The 20,374-nt window shown below is 41.0% G+C and carries 17 protein-coding genes and 1 rRNA gene; 6 read left to right on the top strand and 12 right to left on the bottom strand.

The genetic code is table 11. The features are described 5' to 3' along the window. Positions 1-55: 55 nt before the first annotated feature. From AACW45_RS27140 to argJ, 3 genes are all read right to left on the bottom strand, one after another. The gene (locus AACW45_RS27140; RefSeq protein ID WP_190636182.1) at positions 56-1,000 is read right to left on the bottom strand and encodes an ROK family protein; all 945 of its coding nucleotides are present in this window, start codon (positions 998-1,000) and stop codon (positions 56-58) included. A gap of 86 nt (positions 1,001-1,086) precedes the next feature. Then, positions 1,087-1,833 carry a Mut7-C RNAse domain-containing protein gene (locus AACW45_RS27135; RefSeq protein WP_190636131.1) on the bottom strand — a complete coding sequence of 249 codons (747 nt, stop codon included), beginning with the start codon at positions 1,831-1,833 and terminating at the stop codon, positions 1,087-1,089. 344 nt (positions 1,834-2,177) lie between these two features. Continuing rightward, positions 2,178-3,419 carry a bifunctional ornithine acetyltransferase/N-acetylglutamate synthase gene (gene argJ, locus AACW45_RS27130; RefSeq protein ID WP_096642733.1) on the bottom strand — a complete coding sequence of 414 codons (1,242 nt, stop codon included), beginning with the start codon at positions 3,417-3,419 and terminating at the stop codon, positions 2,178-2,180. A gap of 967 nt (positions 3,420-4,386) precedes the next feature. Here argJ and AACW45_RS27125 point away from each other — a divergent pair. Next, complete coding sequence (locus tag AACW45_RS27125; protein WP_190636129.1) at positions 4,387-6,357, top strand: BPSL0067 family protein; 1,971 nt, start codon at positions 4,387-4,389, stop codon at positions 6,355-6,357. Between the two features lie 489 nt (positions 6,358-6,846). Continuing rightward, on the top strand, positions 6,847-8,532 hold the full coding sequence (locus tag AACW45_RS27120) for an adenylate/guanylate cyclase domain-containing protein (RefSeq protein WP_199331245.1): 1,686 nt from the start codon (positions 6,847-6,849) through the stop codon (positions 8,530-8,532). A gap of 57 nt (positions 8,533-8,589) precedes the next feature. On the opposite strand, the gene AACW45_RS27115 is transcribed toward AACW45_RS27120, so the two are convergent. The 3 genes from AACW45_RS27115 to AACW45_RS27105 form a co-directional block, all read right to left on the bottom strand. Beyond that, complete coding sequence (locus AACW45_RS27115) at positions 8,590-9,822, bottom strand: DUF1501 domain-containing protein (RefSeq protein WP_190636127.1); 1,233 nt, start codon at positions 9,820-9,822, stop codon at positions 8,590-8,592. Positions 9,823-10,326: 504 nt separating this feature from the next. Next, positions 10,327-11,853 carry a DUF1800 domain-containing protein gene (locus AACW45_RS27110; RefSeq protein WP_190636125.1) on the bottom strand — a complete coding sequence of 509 codons (1,527 nt, stop codon included), beginning with the start codon at positions 11,851-11,853 and terminating at the stop codon, positions 10,327-10,329. A 278-nt stretch (positions 11,854-12,131) separates the two neighbouring features. Further along, positions 12,132-12,506, bottom strand: coding sequence for a c-type cytochrome (locus AACW45_RS27105; RefSeq protein ID WP_190636122.1), 375 nt, complete (start codon positions 12,504-12,506; stop codon positions 12,132-12,134). A 208-nt stretch (positions 12,507-12,714) separates the two neighbouring features. Between AACW45_RS27105 and petG the strand changes: the two genes are divergently transcribed. Next, a complete protein-coding gene (petG, locus tag AACW45_RS27100) occupies positions 12,715-12,828 on the top strand; it encodes a cytochrome b6-f complex subunit V (protein ID WP_071989488.1) in 114 nt (37 codons plus the stop codon). Between the two features lie 203 nt (positions 12,829-13,031). On the opposite strand, the gene rsmD is transcribed toward petG, so the two are convergent. Next, complete coding sequence (gene rsmD, locus AACW45_RS27095; RefSeq protein WP_190636120.1) at positions 13,032-13,577, bottom strand: 16S rRNA (guanine(966)-N(2))-methyltransferase RsmD; 546 nt, start codon at positions 13,575-13,577, stop codon at positions 13,032-13,034. Between the two features lie 117 nt (positions 13,578-13,694). Beyond that, complete coding sequence (gene hisH, locus AACW45_RS27090) at positions 13,695-14,330, bottom strand: imidazole glycerol phosphate synthase subunit HisH (RefSeq protein ID WP_096642739.1); 636 nt, start codon at positions 14,328-14,330, stop codon at positions 13,695-13,697. Between the two features lie 58 nt (positions 14,331-14,388). On the opposite strand from hisH, the gene AACW45_RS27085 reads away from it, so the two are divergent. Further along, positions 14,389-14,901, top strand: coding sequence for a peptidase C15 (locus AACW45_RS27085; protein WP_190636119.1), 513 nt, complete (start codon positions 14,389-14,391; stop codon positions 14,899-14,901). Between the two features lie 40 nt (positions 14,902-14,941). Then, positions 14,942-16,306, top strand: coding sequence for a DUF3370 domain-containing protein (locus AACW45_RS27080; RefSeq protein ID WP_190636117.1), 1,365 nt, complete (start codon positions 14,942-14,944; stop codon positions 16,304-16,306). Between the two features lie 298 nt (positions 16,307-16,604). Here the strand turns inward: AACW45_RS27080 and AACW45_RS27075 are convergent, their stop codons facing one another. Beyond that, entirely contained in the window at positions 16,605-17,195 is a 591-nt protein-coding gene (locus AACW45_RS27075; protein ID WP_190636115.1) for an SH3 domain-containing protein, read from the bottom strand. Positions 17,196-17,625: 430 nt separating this feature from the next. Beyond that, the gene (locus AACW45_RS27070; protein WP_190636113.1) at positions 17,626-18,951 is read right to left on the bottom strand and encodes a hypothetical protein; all 1,326 of its coding nucleotides are present in this window, start codon (positions 18,949-18,951) and stop codon (positions 17,626-17,628) included. 132 nt (positions 18,952-19,083) lie between these two features. On the opposite strand from AACW45_RS27070, the gene AACW45_RS27065 reads away from it, so the two are divergent. Beyond that, the gene (locus AACW45_RS27065; protein ID WP_190636111.1) at positions 19,084-19,662 is read left to right on the top strand and encodes a Uma2 family endonuclease; all 579 of its coding nucleotides are present in this window, start codon (positions 19,084-19,086) and stop codon (positions 19,660-19,662) included. 47 nt (positions 19,663-19,709) lie between these two features. Here AACW45_RS27065 and AACW45_RS27060 read toward each other — a convergent pair whose 3' ends face one another. After that, the gene (locus AACW45_RS27060) at positions 19,710-19,889 is read right to left on the bottom strand and encodes a hypothetical protein (protein WP_190636193.1); all 180 of its coding nucleotides are present in this window, start codon (positions 19,887-19,889) and stop codon (positions 19,710-19,712) included. A gap of 386 nt (positions 19,890-20,275) precedes the next feature. Continuing rightward, positions 20,276-20,374, bottom strand: a 5S ribosomal RNA gene (rrf, locus tag AACW45_RS38480); the annotation flags it as partial.

The raw sequence follows: 20,374 nt of genomic DNA, 5'->3' as shown, positions 1-20,374 counted from the left end.
ACAACCCGAATGGTTATAACTATTGACTATTGACTATTGACTATTGACTATTAACCTACTGAAACTGAGTAAGTGCAACAGCACCCCACAATGGCGCGTCATCTCCTAAAGCTGCGGGGAGAATTTGAAATTCAACTTCTGGTAATGCTGTTTCTCGCGCTAGTTGACGGACAACTTCCCACCAGCGATTACCGGCTTTGGTGACACTCCCGCCTAAAATAAATAATTGCGGGTTGACTAAATTAGCGACATTACCGATACCTACACCTAAAGCCCAAGCTGATTTTTGGATAATTTCCTGTGCTAAATCATCACCTGCGGCGGCAGCTTGACTGATTAACTGTCCTGTGAGTAATTCTAAATTATCGTTGACTAAATTCTGCAAGATTTTACCCCTAGAGCGATCGCTTGCTAATAATTCCCTGGCATTTTGCGCCATATAGGGGCCTGAGGCTAAACGTTCCACACATCCCCGCTTTCCACACAAACATACAGGGCCATTGGGATCTACAACTATATGGCCGATTTCCCCAGCCATTCCCCCAGAACCGCGCCAAGGTTGATGATTGAGTATCCAACCACCACCTACACCAGTGCTGATGGTGATGTAAAACAAACTATCGTATCCTTGACCTGCACCAAAATGATGTTCCCCTAAAGCTGCCACATTAGCATCATTATCTACATAAGCGGGGACGCCAAACTCGGCTTCTAACAATTGTTTTAGGGGAAGATTTTCCCAGCCAGCAACATGATGGGAAAGTAGCACGCATCCAGTAGTCGCGTCTACAGGGCCGCCAAAGCTGACACCTATCGCCGTTGGTTTGGTATCTTGCAGCACAGAGTGAATGAGCGATCGCATTATTTCTAAATCCGTGTTAGCATCTGCATTCGCGGGAGATAAGCGGCGTTCATAACTCAACCATTCTCTAGCACCGACATTTACGGTTGCTGCGGCTAATTTAGTTCCCCCAAAATCAAGGGCTAATATTAATGACATAGAATTTTTAATTCGTAATACTTCGACAAGCTCAGTACAAGTTCGTAATGCGTAATTCGTCATTGAAGAGGATGAGAATTATTGATTCATGCTTTTTGCTGAAGTACGCCATCAATAAATTGTTGTAAGCGTTCGTAATGGGTACCTTTCCAATAAATTTGTTGGCATTCTTGACAGCGATGAAATTCATCGTTTTGTAATTGCACGCTTTCTGGTAATTGGTCTATAACTAGTGCTTTGGCTATAGGTTGTAATAATCCATTGCAACGCAAACATCTGTGAAAAGGCGATACTATCTTAAATAAATCAAAGCGGCGGAGAACTTCAATTATTTGTTGTTGAGGATTAGTACTTCTGACATAATAGCCATAATTTACTAAACTCCGCATTAATAAACCTTTGTCACGAGTTAACAAAATTCTTGATTGTGTATGAGAAACTTCTGCTAATTCTTCATCTGGGTAGTCATTGCGATATAAAGTATCAAAACCTAATAACCTTAATGATGTCGCTAGTTTACCTAAATGAATATCAAGCACAAAGCGCATCTCGCTTAAAGGTTGCGGACGCACTGAAACTGTTGGCGGATGAATATCAATAACAGAAATTGGATAGACATAAATGTTATCTTCATCCTGAATAATATAAGAAAAATCTACATAGCTATCGTTAACTTTTATATAATCAACTTCTGGATGAGGAACGCCTAAAGACTCAATGGTGTCTTTAATTGAGGCTCTTTCTGAAAAATTATGGATGATTTGCACCTGGCGTTTATGGCGAGGGAGAAAATCATTGAGTTCGGCATAAAAGTGAAAGTAAGCAACAGCCATATTTATTTAATTTGTCATTTGTCATTTGTCATTTGTCATTTGTCATTTAGATTCACAAATTTTGAAAATCTCCCTATTTTAAATGGTTGATTTCTCAGTTCAATTGTAATGTACATACTTTTCATACCGATCCAATATACCGCCTGAGAATTTACAGCAGATTGCCAGTTGGTGAGTTACAGATTATCGTTAATTGTAGGGGCACTGGCACTGCCATGCCCCGAAGCGCGTACCTCATGTACCTGAAATATGCTGTATTTCTTGGCGACATGAAAAGTAGAGTTTAATTACGAATTACGTAGACGCGGAGCGGCTTCCCGTAGGGTATTACGAATTACGAATTATTAAGTTGTATATTCGGCGTTAATTTTTACGTAGTCATAGCTTAAATCACAACCCCAAGCTTTACCTGTACCGTGACCATTGCCAACGTTAACAGAAATTAATACTGTATCTTCTTTGAGATACGCACCTGTTGAGGCTTGTTTTAAATAAGCGCTGGCGGCTGCACGATCGAATGTTAAAGGTTGACCATTTTCTAATAATAAGAAATCGCCTAATTTGATTTGCAAATTTTCTTGCTCAAAGAGTACACCTGCGCGCCCGGCGGCGGCGGCGATGCGTCCCCAGTTGGGATCGCGACCAAAAATCGCTGATTTAACTAGGGATGAACCGGCAATAGTTTTGGCTATTTGACGGGCGGAGGTTTCATCCTGTGCGCCAGTAACTTGAACTTCGATTAAGCAAGTAGCACCTTCACCATCACGGGCGATCGCTTTTGCTAAATGCTGACATACTGCTGTTAACATGGCCTCTAGTTTCTCCGCTTCTGAACCCATTTCAATAATCGCTGGGGTGCGGGATTGACCATTGGCTAAGGCGATTAAACTATCATTGGTGCTGGTATCGCCATCAACTGTAATCGAATTAAAACTTCTATCGGCAGCGCGACTTAACATTTGTTGCCATAAAGCTGGCGATACAGCCGCATCACAGGTAACAAATGCTAACATCGTTGCCATATTGGGATGAATCATCCCCGAACCTTTAGCAATTCCGCCAATCCGCACCGGGCGATCGCCTATAGTGGTTTCTAAGGCAATTGATTTAGGGACTAAATCTGTAGTAATAATTGCGCCTGCGGCTGTATCGGAACCTGTTTCTGAAAGCGCCGCTACTAATGAGGGAATTCCGGCTTTGAGTGCATCCATCTTGATACGCTGCCCTATTACCCCAGTAGAAGCTAATAACACCGATTCGCTGGGAATATTTAAAGCTTGCGCTACTGCCATAGCTGATTCTAGAGCATCAAACCAACCTTGAGTACCTGTAGCCGCATTCGCTTGTCCGGCATTACAAAGAATAGCACGGGCATTATGCTTGGCTTGCAAACGTTGACGACAATAATCTACGCAGGCGGCTTTAACTTGACTGGTAGTAAACACACCAGCTGCGATCGCTTCTACATCAGATACTATTAAAGCTAAATCGGGTAATCCCGAAGGCTTTAAACCTGCGGTAATTCCTGCGGCCCGATAACCTCTTGGTGCTGTGATTCCACCAGTAATCTCCTGCCAATCTGCCATGATTATTCTCTTGCAACTATATAGTGGCTCGACTGGCGATTATACCAAGACTCAAGAGTCAATGGTCAATGGTCAAACAATTTTGGATTTTGGATTTTGGATTTTAGGTTGACAAATGGGAGAAAGTTTTTCACAAAATTATCACTTTCCCTGGTGAAGTAGCAATTTATCGTAGATCAAACGGTTTAAGATCCCTACGTCTATACGTAGTATCATTTTCAGTCGGGTTTAAATCCCGACTGAAAATGTCTTTAATTTTGAATTTTGAATTTTGAATTGTTAATTAAGGGACTTCCAGAAAATAAATTATGCCATTTTCATAGTGGCAAATTATTTCTCCTCTGCCTCCTCTGCCTCCTCTGCATACACAGCGATGGAATATTTTTTTAGTTGGAAGTCCCTAAGTATATTCTCGGTCAAATATGATTCTATAAAGTTGCCATAAAAGCTTGTGGGCGACTAATTTTGTGCGGCTCATGTCCGTCTCATCTTGGGTTTGCAGCTTTTTCGCCAGCAACACACAAAAATCAAATTCCGCAGAATCAGCATAATTTACGCGATCGCACGATAGTCACATTTCAACTTCATTTGTCATGATGTAGTTAACAAATATTCAAGTAACTTGAATTACATATTCAACTTAACCAATCATACTGCGATTCATCTGAAACTGTTGATTATGGAGGGTGAAATTACAGTCATGTACTGATATTTTCTAGTTGCATAAGTAATTTAATTTACGTAAATACTTGGTGATTTTAATTTTTGGATGTCCTGATTTATGTACCCAGGAACGTGGATGAATCAAAACAACCGAAAACTGACTTTTACAACCAAAAAATTATCAATTTAATTGGCTGATTTTTTTAAGATCATTTCAGGGTTCATCATTCCGCAAATTCTATTCAATCTTGATTTTTTAATTAAAAATTTCTGTTGAGTTCCCAGAGTGGGAGCCAATTTAACTATGTTTGAAAACCCTGAATCTGGCATCGATTCCCTATTGGGGGAATTAAATTGTGCTGCCAATTTTATCAATTCTTCTTCCTTTAATTCTTTGCTAGCAAACTGGCAAGAATTTACTTCCCAGCAACTTTTTAGTTTAGCGGGCGAAACTCTCATTCAAGGATGGCAAAATCAATATGAGCCAAGCCAAGCATTAGTTTATGCGGCTGGGAGTATTTTTAAAAGTGATTTTGCTGCTAATGCTCAAATCGCTTTTGGCGATGCTTTTGATGTAAATCAAGCAGAAGCATTAGGTGCAGAAATTTTGGGGGGAAATTATGGTTTACTGCCAGATTTACAATTTCTCTCTGATGCAAATATGAATGGAGCCTTAGGTGCATATGCTAACAGTACAAACACCATTTACATTAATAGAGATTTTCTGACGCAGAGTTCAGATAATCCAATTGCGATCGCGAAAATTCTCGTGGAAGAAGCAGGACATTTCCTCGATGCTTACGCTAGCGATATTGATTCCCCAGGCGATGAAGGGGAAATTCTCACAGATTTGATTTCTGGTCAGCAACTAACTGTAGATGAGTTAACCCAGCTACGTGCTGAAGATGACTCTACAACCATTGTTTTAAACGGTCAATTCTTGGAAGTTGAACAACGAGCCAACAAGGATGATTTCAACGGCGATCGCATATCTGATATTTTGTTCCGCAATGGCACAAATATTGGTGTTTGGTTAGTCAATAGCAATGGTCAACTGGCAGCAGCAACGATGACGGGATCTGCTCCTGTTGAGTGGCAAGTGCAAGGTACCGGTGATTTCAATGGCGATGGCATCTCTGATATTTTGTTCCGCAATGGCACAAATATTGGTGTTTGGTTAGTCAATAGCAATGGTCAACTGGCAACAGCAACGATGACGGGATCTGCTCCTGTTGAGTGGCAAATTCAAGGTACCGGTGATTTCAATGGCGATGGCATCTCTGATATTTTGTTCCGCAATGGCACGAGTATTGGTGTTTGGTTAGTCAATAGCAATGGTCAACTGGCAACAGCAACGATGACGGGATCTGCGCCTATTGACTGGCAATTTCAAGGTACCGGTGATTTCAATGGCGATGGCATCTCTGATATTTTGTTCCGCAATGGCACGAGTATTGGTGTTTGGTTAGTCAATAGCAATGGTCAACTGGCAACAGCAACGATGACGGGATCTGCGCCTATTGACTGGCAATTTCAAGGTACCGGTGATTTCAATGGGGATGGCATCTCCGATATTTTGTTGCGTAACAGCACGAGTATTGATGCTTGGTTAGTCAATAGCAATGGTCGAATTACAACCACAACGAGGGTAGGAAATGCTCCTGTTGACTGGCAAATTCAAGGTACAGGCGATTTCAACGGCGATCGCGTCTCTGGTATTTTGTTACGTAATGGCACAAGTATTGATGCTTGGTTAGTCAATAGTCATGCTCAAATTACAACCACAACGAGGGTAGGAAATGCTCCTGTTGACTGGCAAGTGCAACTCACTCCTGTTAATTTGATAGCTCCTCTAGGTTTGATGACTAGTTCCCAGAAACTAACGGCACTAATTAATGGGCAGTTGAATGGTGTATCTTTGGATGTGGATGGCTATTGCGGCGCTCAATGTTGGGATTTGGTGGCTTATGCGACGGGTAATAACACATCAACCTATAACTGGAAATGCGGCGAGAATGTGATGGCGAATGGTAATATCGCTATTGGTACAGCGATCGCTACTTTCCTCGGCCCCAATCACACCTATGACACGCCACCAAATTATAGTAGCCAGCACACAGCAATCTTTGCTGGTTATGGAGTTGAGTATGGAGTAGCTGGTTTTTACGTCTGGGATCAAAATTGGAATTGGCAGCCATATGTCCAAAAACACTTTATTCGCAGTAATGGCTCAGGAACTAGTGATGCGGACAATTACTATGTGATTCAGGTGTGAAAATTCCGCGATCGCACTCTCGTCTCATAAGTGCGATCGCACTCTCATCATTTCCACAAATCAAATTTTTTAGCCAGACTGGTAAAATTGCGAAATCTATGGTTAGGATTGTGAATCTTATATGATAGCAATCCAATTTGCGTTGGCTATTAGTAATTTATTATACAATATCTGCTGAAAGACTTCTTGTTTATTCAGACAGGTAGAAATGCTAATAATCAGTGATTATACTGACTGGAGATTGCACATACTATGGCAAGGTTATATCTATGACATGAAAGTTAGGGACTTCCAAGTAAAAAAATATTCCATTGCTATTGTTCACAGTTGACGGTTGACTGTTAACTGTGAACCGTCAACACTTCGACAAGCTCAGTGCAGCGCTGTCAACTGTCAACGTTTAACGGAATAATTTATTTTTTGGAGTTCCCTTAATTCTTTCAGTCAGAAAAGCAATTTTCCAGCTAGGTGGAAATGTGAGGGTGGAATATGTTTTATTTAATCTATGCTCCTAACACTACGCAAGAAAAAACCTATCAGTTGATGTTTGGAGTCAACACGATTGGTCGTTCTACCGAAAACACGATCGCCCTCGCAGATGAGAGCCTATCTCGTTCTCACGCAGAAATTACAGTCACTAATGAGCGGCTAGTTATTAAAGATCTACAAAGCCTGAACCACACTTTCGTGAATAAGGCAAAAATCGATCAATGCGAACTGAAAAATGGCGACTTGATTAATTGTGGGAATGTAGAGTTCAAGTTTGTTCAAAAAGTTAATACCACACCCAAAACCACAAATCCTCCTCATCCCCCACAACCACCAGTAGAGGATGTCAAAGAGGAAGCACCTATTGCAGAAACCATTATTAAACAATTTTCTACCGGGCCAAGTAGCATTAAAATTCAGGATTTACTCGATAATCCAGGCAGAAGCGATTCTCTGCTGAGAATATCACAAAGAGCGAGTAATCAACGGACGGTAGATAAGTTAAAAATTCTTTTAGAAGTGAGCAAACAGCTGTCTTCTCCAGAGGAACCCGATCGCCTATTAGAGAAAATTCTCGATCTACTGTTTGAGATTATGAATGTAGATAGAGCAGTTATTTTGATGGTGAATAAAACTAGCAAGCAGCTAGAGCATAAAGCTGTGAAACTACGTCCAGGAATACCTCAAGACAGCCAATTTTTTTATAGTAAGAATATTACGAATTATGTTTACGTCAATGGCACAGCAATTTTAACTACTGATGCTTGCTTAGATAATCGATTTAATGATTCCGAGTCGATTTTTGTGCAAACTATTCGGGCTTCAATTTGCATTCCCCTCAAACCCAGAGAAGAGGTAATTGGTGTATTATACGTGGATAATTTATCCATGTGTGATGTTTACTCGGATGAAGATGTCGAGTTTTTAACGGCGTTAGCCAACCAAGCGGCGATCGCAATTGACAACGCCAATCTCTACCAGCAAATTGAAGCCGAAGCTATCATGCGCAATAAATTAGAGCGTTTCTTCCCCGAAGCTGTGAGAAAAAAGCTCAGGGAAGAAGGCACTTTAGGTATTGTTGATACAGAAGTTACAGCTTTATTTGCTGATATTAGTAATTTCACAAAAATGTCTTCCACAATGCATCCTCGTCAAGTAATTACGATGCTCAATGAATATTTTGAGGTAATTGTGGAGGAAATTGTCTTTCGCCATGAAGGCACTTTAGAAAAATATATTGGCGATGCTTTATTTGCAATTTGGGGTGCGCCTTATCGCAAACCAAACGATCCAGAATTGGCAATACAAGCCGCAATTGATATGCAATGGGCTGTGTTAAAACTAAATCAAAAATGGATTCAGCAAGGAAAACAACCAATTCAAATTCATATAGGCTTGAATACAGGTAAAGTAGCAGCAGGTAATATTGGTTCAGAAAAATTAATTCAGTACGCGACTATTGGCGATACAACAAATGTCACTAGTAGAATATGTAATGTTGCCCAAGCTGGTGAAATAGTTATATCTCAAACTACATTTGAGCGCATACAGTCGCGAAATTTCCCTTTAGGAAAAATGCCATTAGTACAAGTTAAAGGTCAAGACCAGCCTTTACAACTTTATCGTTTGATGTGGCATTTATGTCCATCAAAACAAACTCAAGTGGGCATAGGGCATGGGGCATAGGGCATGGGGATAATTACGAATTACGAATTACGAACTTGTACTGAGCTTGTCGAAGTATTACGAATTAATTAAAGCTATTTTTTGTGTAGGGGTATAACTGGGCAAAACTTGATTGATGGTGCTTGAAGGAAGCTGCATGTGATCTTTTAACAATGCAGAAATGACATCGCGAAAATCGGTAGCGATCGCTAAATCTCGCTTTTGGTAAAGTTGTTCTGTGGCTAATCCCGGCCATTCTCCATAAACTTTACCACCGCGCACTTTTCCACCCAATACCCAGATGACATTTCCATGTCCGTGATCTGTACCACGGTTACCATTTTCTTTGACTGTGCGCCCAAATTCAGACATAACAACAATCGCTGTGTTTTGGTAAATTGGCCCCAAAGTTTGCGCCATTACAGCTAAACCATCTCCTAATTTTTTTAGGCGTTGGGCTAATTGTCCTTGACTACCGCCTTGATTGATGTGGGTATCCCAACCACCTAAAGCTATAAACCCTAATTCTACTTTAGAGTCTTTGACCATTAATCGCGCTAATCTTTGGGCATCTCTGGCAAAACCGTCAGGTAAAGGTGCGCCATTATTTGCCATTTTCATTTCATCGGCTAAGTCTTTGGCGATCGCTTGTCGCGCCATCCGCCCTTCTTGGTAACTTTGACTTAAGGTATCATTACCATCATAAAGTTTGTCAAATGCTGCGCCTACTTGGGGACGATCCACCGACAAGGGATTATTGATTCTTTTCCCCGTTGGTAAACTAGCTACAGACATCTTACCGTACAAAATTCTGGGAATAGTTTCTCCGACATTAATTGCTTGGATCGGTTCTTTGTTGGAGATATTCGCTAATAAACGATTCATCCACCCATCTTTAGTATTTTTTGTCCCAGGAATACCGTTTTCCATGTAATATTGGGCATCAAAGTGGGAACGAGTGGGATCGGGAGAACCACAAGCATGAATAAACGCCAGACTACCTTGTTCCCATAAAGGTTTTAAGGAACTTAAAGCGGGATTTAAGCCAAAACGCCCATCTAAATCCAGCACTCCCCCTTGTTTACCCGGTTGGGGAATAGCAATATTCGGTCTTACTTGGTAATAAGCTGTTTCTGAGTAGGGAACTACCACATTTAAACCATCAACTCCACCACGCAGAAAAATTACTATCAAGCGTTTTGCATTGCTGTTATTGTTAGCAGATCTAGCTACCCATGCATTAGTTCCGACGGCGACTAATGCTGAGGCGGAAAACATTCCTGCTTGGAGAAGAAAGTTGCGTCTTTGCATATAAATTTAGTTATCAGGTGGAAAGTTGAAGTTTTTTTGTAGAAAGGCAGAGAGCAGATGGCAGCACTTCGACAGGCTCAGTGATCTGGCAGATGGTAAAGATGGAAGGTTGAGGTTTTTGACTCGGATTGTCGAGTTCGGAAGGCGAAGGTTGATGTTTTTAACTCGGATTGTCGAGTTCGGAAGGCGAAGGTTGATGTTTTTAACTCGGATTGTCGAGTTCGGAAGGCGAAGTTTGGTGTTTTTAACTCGGATTGTCGAGTTCGGAAGACGAAGGTTGGTGTTTTTAACTCGGATTGTCGAGTTCGGAAGACGAAGGTTGGTGTTTTTGACTCGGATTGTCGAGTTATTTATCTTCTCAATCACCTCTTAGGGACTTCCAGAAAATAAATTATCCCATTTTCATAGCAGCAGATTCTTTCTCCTCAGCTTCCTCTGCCTCCTCTGCACCCCTGCACCCTGCCCCCTGCCCCTTGTCCTCTCTAACTCCTAGCCTCTAACCTCTCAACGACGCATAAATTCAGGACTACCTAAAATTAAAGCTGCATGGAGTTGTGGCGGACTAGAAGCGATCGCGCTTTGGGTTTTGCTAGATAATAAATTACCTAATGTATTGCTGAGTTGTCCGCTATCAATGGGGGCTGGTTTGACTTTGGCGGTTAATACATCGCCTTTGGGTATATTATTAGCTTGGTTTCTCGGCTCTGGCGAACCGGATAGGGCTAATTTACCACTAGCGATCGCTGTTGCAAAGTTCAAGCGACGAGTCATAGCATAAGAGTTTAACCATGCTTCTTCTGTGTTTTTGTAGCCATCGGGAGTTTGACAACCATAAATCGGCATTCCCGACTGTTGCAGGAAACTCACGAGAGGTTTTGTATTATTAACTTCCATTCCCGTTGCCCGGACTGTGGAAATTACATATTGATAAGGTGTTTTAAATTTAACGTTAAAGTTATTTGCGTCCCAAAACTCGGAACTTTTAAATAGCGTTTCCAAAACAGCGCGAATATTTCCATCAGTAGCCAGATAGCGCTGGGCTAGACGATTAACTAAAGCTGTAGGCGGGCGATCGCTCACAAAATACTGTGCTAATTTGTAGCTAATATGCCGAGCAGTTGCCGGACTCCTGGCTAAAATATCTAAAGCTTGTTCTCCTTCTTCTTCACCACCGCCTTTAATTGTATTTCCGAGAAAAACTTTGTCACTGCCATCATGGCGCTTGGGGTTAAAGTAAAATCCATCACTATTAATATTGGGCTGATTGGCGCTAGGAATTCCCCAACCTGTAAAAATTTTCGCTAGAGCAATCACATCTTGCTGAGTATAACCACCATCTACCCCAAGAGTATGCAATTCCATTAACTCGCGGGCGTAATTTTCATTTAAACCTTGAGTTTTCCGCCGAGCATTCGGACTACTAGGCGCTGAACTTTGCCAATTATCTAAATAAAATAACATCGCCGGATGGTGCGCCGTTGCACCTAACAAATCGCGAAAGCGCCCCAGCGCATGAGGTCTAATTGCTTGTTGTTCGTAGGCTCCTACCCAGAAGCGATCGCGTCCTTTATTGGCATATACATTAAAATGGTTATACCAAAAGTCCACCATCACCTCTTGCAGTTGTCTCGGACTTTGTGTCGCCCTTAACAAACGTGCTTGCATTGCTTGTTGCACAATTGCTTTAGCTTTTTGGTCAGCTGCTTTTTTCTCTTCGCGGCTGAGTTTCTCGCCAACTTTCCCATAAGCTAACAATTCCATCGGCTTCAGGTTGAGAGTTTCCATCTGCGCCAATTGATTTTCGAGACTGGCTGATTCTGGGATAGTCTGCGGCGAGAGTTGTTCTTGAATGTAGCGGTCTACACCAATAGACTTAACTCGTTGCACATCTCCAGGGCTAGGCCCAAAACTCAAGCGGTTAATTAAATGTAAAATCTTCGGGTCAACAGGTTGAGATGCTGCATTACTAGGCGTAACTCCTAGTATTAAAATTAACAGCGACATGACAAAGAATTTCGGCTTCGCAGTCATAAAGCGATTTTTCACCCATTTGGAAGATGGGGACGAAAATTAGCCAAAAAAGTTCAGTGATTTTTTGGTTAGTCAATGGTCAATGGTCAATGGTCAATGGTCAATGGTCAATAGTCATTTGTTATTCTCCTTGTCTCCCTTATCTCGCTTGTCCTCCTTGTCTCCCTTATCTCGCTTGTCTCCCTTGTCTCCCTTGTCTCTCTTATCTACCGAGGAAACTGGAGAAAATAAAAAAGCCACGATACAGAACCGTGGCGTTATATTAAATTATCAATACTTTATAAAGATTCTAAGTAGCTCAAAAGGTCTGCCATTTCTTGGGCGCTAGGTTGGAATTTTGGCATTGGTGGCGTTTCTCCACTAATTACTTGATGAATTAATCCATACCGAGATTTACGCTTAGGAACACCTTGCAAACTAGGGCCGACTCGCCCATCTGCTTGCAAACCATGACAACCGGCACAATTAATTTGAAAAATAGCATTCCCTTGAACGGGGTCGCCATTTAAGGCGAAAACACTCTTGACATAGGGATCTGCAGCTTGAACCATTTGAACACCAAAAATGCACAATGAGATTGCTAGCAGTATGGCCAGAGCCAGCAAAGCCATCTGCTGAATTAGATTTTCAGGTTTGGTAATCTGGTTATCCAAAAGGTTTGTAGTTAAAGTCGAGGTGTGCTAAAAGTTTTTCTTTTCCTACACATAGCTTAAAAGTTCTTGATGCTGTCTGCAAGCACAAAGCACAATTTTTTTGGGGACATTCCCTGTCTAAAATCCTATTGGCAGCCGGATTCACCCCGATTTGGTAAAATCAAAAACAGGAAACGAATGTTTAATAATTGCAAAGAGGAGATTTACAGTGGTTGAACCCCTGCTGTCAGGTATTGTCCTTGGTTTGATTGTGGTTACCCTTTCTGGCCTGTTCTACGCTGCCTATAAGCAATATAAGCGCCCCACTGAGCTAGGAGGCTAGGATTAGGGCATGGGGCATGGGGCATGGGGCATTGGGCATTGAAACAATTTTGGATTTTGGATTTTGGATTTTAGATTGGAATCCAAAATCGCAAATCTAAAATCTAAAATAAGTTTTCTCCTCTGCTTCACGGACAGTTTGCTCAAGTCGGGAAACCCGCCCACGCAACTGTCCTCCTCTGCTTCCTCTGCTTCCTCTGCCCCTCACTCAAAAGTTGTAAAAAATGTCAACCCTGTATTGCCATAAACTTTCTGACGGCAAATTTCCCAATTGGCAATTACTGGAATCACCCAATCTTGGGAACTGTGTTCGGCTGCGAGTTCGCCGTCAGAATTTAAAAGTTGATAATCTGCGATCGCTTCTAATACCGACTGATACAATCCACTAGCATAAGGTGGATCAAAATATATTCTGTCAAATTGTTTGCCTGATAAATTTTTTAGCTGCTGTAGCACATCTCCGCGCAATACTTTCCATTCTTGGTTAGCCTGCGCTACCTGCTGCCAATTTTGTTGAATAATATTACAGGCACGGCTCGATTGTTCAATACCTATGACTAAGCTGGCTCCTCTACACAAAGCCTCTGCACCCATTGAACCACTACCCGCACACAAATCTAACCAGCTACAACCGGCTATCTCTCCCTGCCAAATATTAAAGACAGCCTCTCGTACCCGCGCACTCGTGGGTCTGGTATCTTTACCAGGTAATGTTTTTAGCTGACGATTTCCGTAAATTCTCAGACTCATCTTGCATTAGTCATTTGTCATCGGTTAATTGGTCATTAGTCATTGAGTCAGCAGCAAGAATTATCAACTGACAACTGACAACTAACAACTGACAACTGACACCTAAATAAAATTATATTATGCGGCAACTTCTTCTCGAACTTGAGCAACAAAATTAGACAATATTTGCAATCCGATATTCGATGATTTTTCGGGGTGAAATTGTACTGCCATCAGGTTATCACGAGCGATCGCAGCTGTCACTGTTTGGGTACCGTGGGTAACTATTGCAGCGCGAATTTGCTCCTCGGTTGGTTCCACATAGTAAGAGTGAACAAAATACACCCAAGGTTGGGATGGTAAATGCTCCCACATAATACTTTTTGGCTGAGTTATTTCTAGTTGATTCCAACCCATGTGAGGAATAGTGATATCTGGTTCGGGAATAAACCGTTTGACTTTTCCTTTGACAATTCCCAACCCTGGTTGAGTACCTTCTGCACTCGATTCAAAGAGAATTTGCAACCCCAAGCAGATACCCAAAAATGGTTTACCAGATGCGATCGTATCTTTAATAGGTTGTTCTAAACCGCGCGATCGCAGGTGTTGGACAGCTGGATCAAAAGCGCCTACTCCTGGTAAAACAACTGCATCTGCTTGTTCTATTTCCTTAAAAGAATGAGTGATTTTAGGAGTAGCTCCAGCTTTTTCCAAGCCTTTGCAAACTGAATGCAAATTTCCCATCTCATAATCTACGACCGCAATCACTGGCATTGACCTGCTCCTTGTAAATTTATTATGGAGGCTAATTCTATTTTAAATAATATTTCTTATGAAGAAAAGATTTCTATTAACTTCTTTTGACACTTGGTTAAGCGATCAACTATCAAATTCTTCCGACGATCTATTACTAGAAGTCGCTAAACTTGACAATCTACCCCATCATTTGACTTTTTTACGTCAGTTACCTGTAGATGTGCAACTAGCTAGCGATCGCGTAATTCAAAAAATCACCGAAATCCAACCAGATTGCATTGTCTGTTGCGGGATGGCGGCTAGCCGGACGCAATTAACAGTCGAATTTTGTGCTAGTTGTCAAGAAAGAGTTTTGCAAACAAAAGTAGATTTAGAACAATTAGTGGCTGGTGCTAGGGGAATTGAGATTAGCCACGACTGCGGAAAATTTGTTTGCGAGGGTCTTTATTATTCCGTATTAGATCACCTGCGTCAATCCCAAATCCGATCAAATTGCATTTTTGTTCACGTACCAGTTTTGCAGCCAGAAAATTTGGTAAACATTGTGGCAGATTTCGTATTAATAATTAACAAACTGGCACTTTCATAAATTTGTCAGCGTCTTGATGAGGGAGAAAATAGTTAAATTTATGTTGCCATTGTTACTAAGTTTGAGTCTGGCTCAATCAATTTCGCCTACACAACCACCAGCAGAAGTAGTACAACCACAAATTGTCCGTCCTTTACCAGGAAAACTTGATTCAGTCCCAGTTTTTAACAGCAACAGTCCAGAATTAGTATTGAAGGAAGGAATTTTACTTTCTACATTTCCCCCAGATGGCAAAAAAGTGCCAACAGCGCATTTAAATTTTCCCTTTCAAGGCAGGTTTGATGTGTTTGCTCACCATATTGCCAAAGCTGAACCCGCAGATAATTTACGCTCTTTATATTTAGGTATCTTATTGCATAATCCTGGTGAGACTCCAGTAACTATAAATGTATTGCAAGCAGCTAGTTATTTGAGTCAACCAGATGCACCTTTTATTCAGGTACCATCCTTTAGTAAGAATATCTTAGGTACAGTTTTTTCTGGCCCAGGCGATCGCATTACTAATGAAGTACTTAGAGGTAAGCGACAAGAAATTTTTCCGGCGCAAATAATCATTCCCCCCAGGGAAAGTCAGATGTTACTAAATTTACCAATTCCGGTGCAAGGACTTACCCCTCCCCTGAATGGACGCTCTACTTTAATGCGGTTGCGCAGTAATGGTACAGTTTATGCAGCTAGCCTCGCCATGTTTGCACAAACTAATCCCGATGGTAGCGAGCGATCGCCAACTTTAGCAGAGTGGCAAAATTTACTGAATAATAGTGATGTGGCTGGCCCCAGAGATAAAGTCCCCACGCCTTTAGAAGAGACTGGTAAACCCCGGATTTACGGAAGAGTATCTGGAGTCGCCAGTGGTTCTCAGTGGCGTGCTTTATTGGTAGATGAACCCAAAGCCAAATACCTCACAATTCCTCAACCGGGACAAGCCTTCTCTTACGCTTTAAGCACAGTGCATGGGGGTAGCTTAGGAACTAATCAAATTCAAAGTGCAACCATGTTGGTGCGCTATCCTGACACCGCATATCGCGCTCATGGCAACTATGGGATTCAATATAGTTTGAAATTGCCACTATATAATAATAGTCAAAGTCCAAAAACTGTGACGGTGTCATTTCAAACACCGATAAAAGAGGATCAATTAGTTCAATCAGGATTACGCTTTTTTAATACCCCAGCCAAGCAGGTATTTTTCCGGGGTACAGTAAGAGTGCGTTACAAAGATGATCAAGGTAAGGCGCAAACCCAATTTTTTCACCTAATGCAAACTAGAGGTAAAGCGGGAGAACCCTTAACTACATTAAATATGCCAGCAGGCGATCGCCGCCTAGTACAAGTAGACTTTATCTATCCCCCCGATGCTTCCCCACCGCAAGTATTAACAGTTGCAACTCAAGCTGAAAAATAACCATCAGCCCCTGGATGCATCCGGGGGCTGTAATTAACGCCGAGATACTCATACCAACTGAAAAAACGATTGCTAAAAATTGTAGGGGCACAGCATTGCCCATTGGTGTCAACTTACAGCATCTTCCTGTAAATAGACCACGCTGTAGGGGCACGGCACTAGTAAAATTATTGTCTGTACCAAAAGATTGTCGGTGCCGTGCCCCTACGACAGATGTGGTTTAAATAGGTGAAAACTGCTGTAAGACGAAACCCGCTTGGCGACAACGTTCTGCCCTCACCCCTAAATCAGCAGCTTGTTATGATTTTGGTCTGTATTCAGTACCGTCAGCACGAAAACCTTTTTCTTGCAATTTCACCTGATTATCACGCAGAATTGTTAGTTCCGTATCAGCCCCAGGAATAAATCTCACTTGATAGGTAGAGCCATCTTTAATGGCAATGTATGTTATCCAGTAATTCTTAGTATCATTGTTAGGTAATTTGGCAGCAGGAGCGCGTTCTGTAACTTCGGTTTTGTTGTCATACACATTCATATATACCTGATCCTGTTTGTGTATTCTTACCGTCTTCGTATCGGTCACAAAATACACTAAAGTTTGTGCATCTGTAGGATTTTTATCTGGTGAGGGTTTGCTCAAGGTAATTACATCTTCTCTTACCCAGCCAACATCCTTCGCTTGTGTACCAAATTGCACTTTGTACCAAGTACGAGGATCGCCTGAAGGCTTTTGTTTGTCCAAAATTTTCACGCGATCGCCTGCTTTTCCTTGGCGTATAATATTACCTTCCTTAATTACAGGAGCAGAACGAATATTCACCACCTTCGTGTTACTAGTATTAGTTTTCAAAACACCTTCACTGGGGAGAACTTGGTTGGAGTTTGTCATATTATTACTCAGCCAAATTGGATAGTTTTGATAATGGACGCTTCAAATGATACTACTGTGCCGCCAAATAGGGAAAAAATATACTTAAATTTCTTAATAATCTACGCATGTTTAAGAATGTTTTTGAGTCGTTAGTCTAATTTCTTAACCAGAACCGTAGCTCTAGATTTTTCAGCCTCATTTCCAGCTAGCTATTTACGAGAAAATCCCAGAAACAAACATGAAAATTTCTCTTTCTTCCCAGTCAACAGTCAACAGTCAACAGTCAACGCTATTGTCAAGCTAGCTAATCACGGTGAAATCCCACAACCAAACCTGAAAATCTCTCTTCCCCATGCCCAATGACGCCAGTTGCTTCAACGCGGGAAACCCGCGCAACGCACTGGCTCCCCAATGCCCAATGCCCCATGCCCATTTTCCCCCTAGTCAATTATTTAAAACCCTTTGCAACTTTTTTCTGTACCTTACCTTGTGGTTTAGATTTTTGCACTTCTCCTAAAGCTGCTTGAAATAAGTTATGCAGATGTAGAGGAACGCTAGCAATTTCTGGTAAATCTGGCTCTAGAGGTTTGTTAAATTCTTGTAACAGAGAATCTAAATCCCTACTTAACTGAAAATCACTACGTTGCAAAACTATTTGCAGTACATTTTCTAATGTATGGGGATACTCTTGGGCTAATCGATACCAAATAAAAGCATTAATACTTTTATCTTCTAAATAAAAGCGAATTAGTTTTTGCGCACCTTCAATATTTTGCCAATCTGCTGTTGATAAGATAGTTTTTACTTTACTATATGTTGGTAAAAACATTTGTCCCCAACGAGGATGAGAAATAGCTGTCACCTGTTCTGCTTTCTTCAATTCAGCAGGTAAATCAACCTTTGGCATTACCATCTTACTACTGCCATTATTCTTAAATATTTCTGATGCTACATTTGCATCAGCACCCATTTCTTGTACTGCTGCTTTGATTTCCTCTTCATCAATTCCAGCTTCTTTTACTAATTCATTGAGAGGTTTAGAAGTATCAATACCTGTAGCTGCTAAATATTTTTCAGTAATTAATTCTTGGAACTCAGCGATTTTTTTATTTAGTTGATATCCTGGTAGTGTAATTTCATCTTTACCAAAAAATTCCACAAACTGCTGATTATATTGGACAACTGATTGCCAAGCTTCTGCTAATAAATCTGGTGCATCGCTGTAAAGATGATTTTTATATTCTTCTTTAAAATTACCAATAGCTACAGCCAGTTTAGGTTTACCCAATTTACCCATAATTGTATAGTTGCTAAAAAATGTCCAGTAACTATCGGTAACAGGAGAAATCCGAGTTAACAAAATTTCTCCTTCTTTAAACCGAGATGTTTCTTGCAATATTTGAGCATTATTGGGTTTAACGATGTAATATTTATCCGTCAACCAGTTCCTTAACTCAAAGCCATCAGCTAATATTTTCGTAATAGCAAATAAGCCCATGAAACTCTGATGCCAAGAGCTAATTAAATTGCGATCGCTCTGTGGTAAATCAGGATGGCTATCGATAAATAATTCTAGCGGTGACTTATCGCCTACTTTGCCTTCTGTAATAAAGCTATCAATAACTAAATCTTGCTGTGTACTGTTACCGTTACCACTACGTAGCTTTCCCGCAGCATAGGTTTCTAAGGCTTGTGCTAAATCACCTTCTGCGTCCAAAACAAAATCTACCACAGCTTGTTTGAGTGCGTGCGATCGCTCTAAGATTGCATCCACAAGTTTATCTCTCTAACCAACAGAGGTAGACTATAGCTTTTGAGACTATTAGCGCATCTAGCAATAGCTAGATTTATAAACAGCCGTTAGTTTCTCTTAAACTAGATATAAGGCATCATAAGGTAACTATACATGGTTGCAACTCCAAACTCTACCTATATTTCCCCAGAAGACTATCTTAAAGCAGAAGAAACCAGTCCCATTAAACACGAATATAGACAGGGATTTGTTTACGCAATGGCAGGAGCAAGTAACGCTCATGTAGTTATTTCTCTCAACATGGCTTCAATGCTGAGAAATCATTTGCGCGGGAGTGGATGTCAAACTTACATATCAGACACCAAAGCACATATTGAATCAATTAATATCTATTACTACCCTGATATCATAGTCAGTTGCGATCGGCGAGATAGAGAATTTGACAACTTTTTACGTTATCCTTGCTTAATTGTAGAAGTTCTATCACCTACAACAGAAGCTTTTGATCGTGGTGATAAATTTGCTGACTACCGAAAAATTGAGTCCCTTCAGGAATATGTGCTTGTCAGTCAAACCCGGATGAACATAGAGATTTTTCGCCGCAACCCAGAGGGACAATGGGTACTTTATACTTATAGTCCAGGTGATAATATACACTTGGTAAGTGTTGATTTTAATTGCGCGATCGCAGATGTGTATGAAGATGTTACTTTTGAAGGTTCTCAATCTTAAGGCTAAAGTGCGATCGTTTAATCTTGATTAGGTATCGATTGCTACTTTTAACCTAATTTCAAAATTTTTAAAATATGCTTTTGAAATTCTGCTAATCCGCCTTTGCTATCCCAATAAGCTTTGAATGTAGGTAGGGTTTCCAACTCCATCACTTTACCTCCTTCAAGATGAACATCATAACCAAATATAATGTTTTGATCTGGCAGAACACTCCAATAATCTGCCATCCACACTACTTGAATAGGGGAATATTGTAGAAACAGAAAAAGTAAGTCGGCGTTGAAAAATAAACCTATATAACGAAATATAAAATCTACACAGAGGATATAAATCAATCGTTCCAGGGTTTTTACAAAACTTAATATACCTTATATCTTTGTTTTATCGTGCCGACTTACTAAAACCAGGTTTCTAAAGGTTGAAATTAAAAGTGATACCAATTGGAAAAAAGAATGCGGCAGATTGTAGGGGCACTGGCACTGCCATGCCCTATAGAATATTTTGATGTGTCGCAAATATTATTTGAATTGGTATGATTGGGTGAATTAAAAAATTGCCACAAACAAAAAGCCGCTCCTTTGTTTATTGGAGCGGCTTTTTGTTTTAAAAACAGACCTGGCATCGAGCTATTGTAGCAGGAGGCAACCCTCAAACTATCGTCGCCGCAGCAGCGTTTCACCTCTGAGTTCGGGATGGGGTCAGAGTGGTTCCA

The sequence above is a fragment of the Calothrix sp. FACHB-168 genome (assembly GCF_963889195.1).
GTDB classification, from domain to species: Bacteria; Cyanobacteriota; Cyanobacteriia; order Cyanobacteriales; family Nostocaceae; genus Aulosira; species Aulosira anomala_A.
This window is presented reverse-complemented; position numbering and strand designations above follow the sequence as displayed.

Coding starts and splice junctions, on each gene's coding strand:
- AACW45_RS27140 (WP_190636182.1), bottom strand. CDS start 1,000: ATGTCATTAATATTAGCCCTTGATTTTGGGGGAACTAAATTAGCCGCA.
- AACW45_RS27135 (WP_190636131.1), bottom strand. CDS start 1,833: ATGGCTGTTGCTTACTTTCACTTTTATGCCGAACTCAATGATTTTCTC.
- argJ (WP_096642733.1), bottom strand. CDS start 3,419: ATGGCAGATTGGCAGGAGATTACTGGTGGAATCACAGCACCAAGAGGT.
- AACW45_RS27125 (WP_190636129.1), top strand. CDS start 4,387: ATGTTTGAAAACCCTGAATCTGGCATCGATTCCCTATTGGGGGAATTA.
- AACW45_RS27120 (WP_199331245.1), top strand. CDS start 6,847: ATGTTTTATTTAATCTATGCTCCTAACACTACGCAAGAAAAAACCTAT.
- AACW45_RS27115 (WP_190636127.1), bottom strand. CDS start 9,822: ATGCAAAGACGCAACTTTCTTCTCCAAGCAGGAATGTTTTCCGCCTCA.
- AACW45_RS27110 (WP_190636125.1), bottom strand. CDS start 11,853: ATGACTGCGAAGCCGAAATTCTTTGTCATGTCGCTGTTAATTTTAATA.
- rsmD (WP_190636120.1), bottom strand. CDS start 13,577: ATGAGTCTGAGAATTTACGGAAATCGTCAGCTAAAAACATTACCTGGT.
- hisH (WP_096642739.1), bottom strand. CDS start 14,330: ATGCCAGTGATTGCGGTCGTAGATTATGAGATGGGAAATTTGCATTCA.
- AACW45_RS27085 (WP_190636119.1), top strand. CDS start 14,389: ATGAAGAAAAGATTTCTATTAACTTCTTTTGACACTTGGTTAAGCGAT.
- AACW45_RS27080 (WP_190636117.1), top strand. CDS start 14,942: ATGTTGCCATTGTTACTAAGTTTGAGTCTGGCTCAATCAATTTCGCCT.
- AACW45_RS27075 (WP_190636115.1), bottom strand. CDS start 17,195: ATGACAAACTCCAACCAAGTTCTCCCCAGTGAAGGTGTTTTGAAAACT.
- AACW45_RS27065 (WP_190636111.1), top strand. CDS start 19,084: ATGGTTGCAACTCCAAACTCTACCTATATTTCCCCAGAAGACTATCTT.
- AACW45_RS27060 (WP_190636193.1), bottom strand. CDS start 19,889: ATGGCAGATTATTGGAGTGTTCTGCCAGATCAAAACATTATATTTGGT.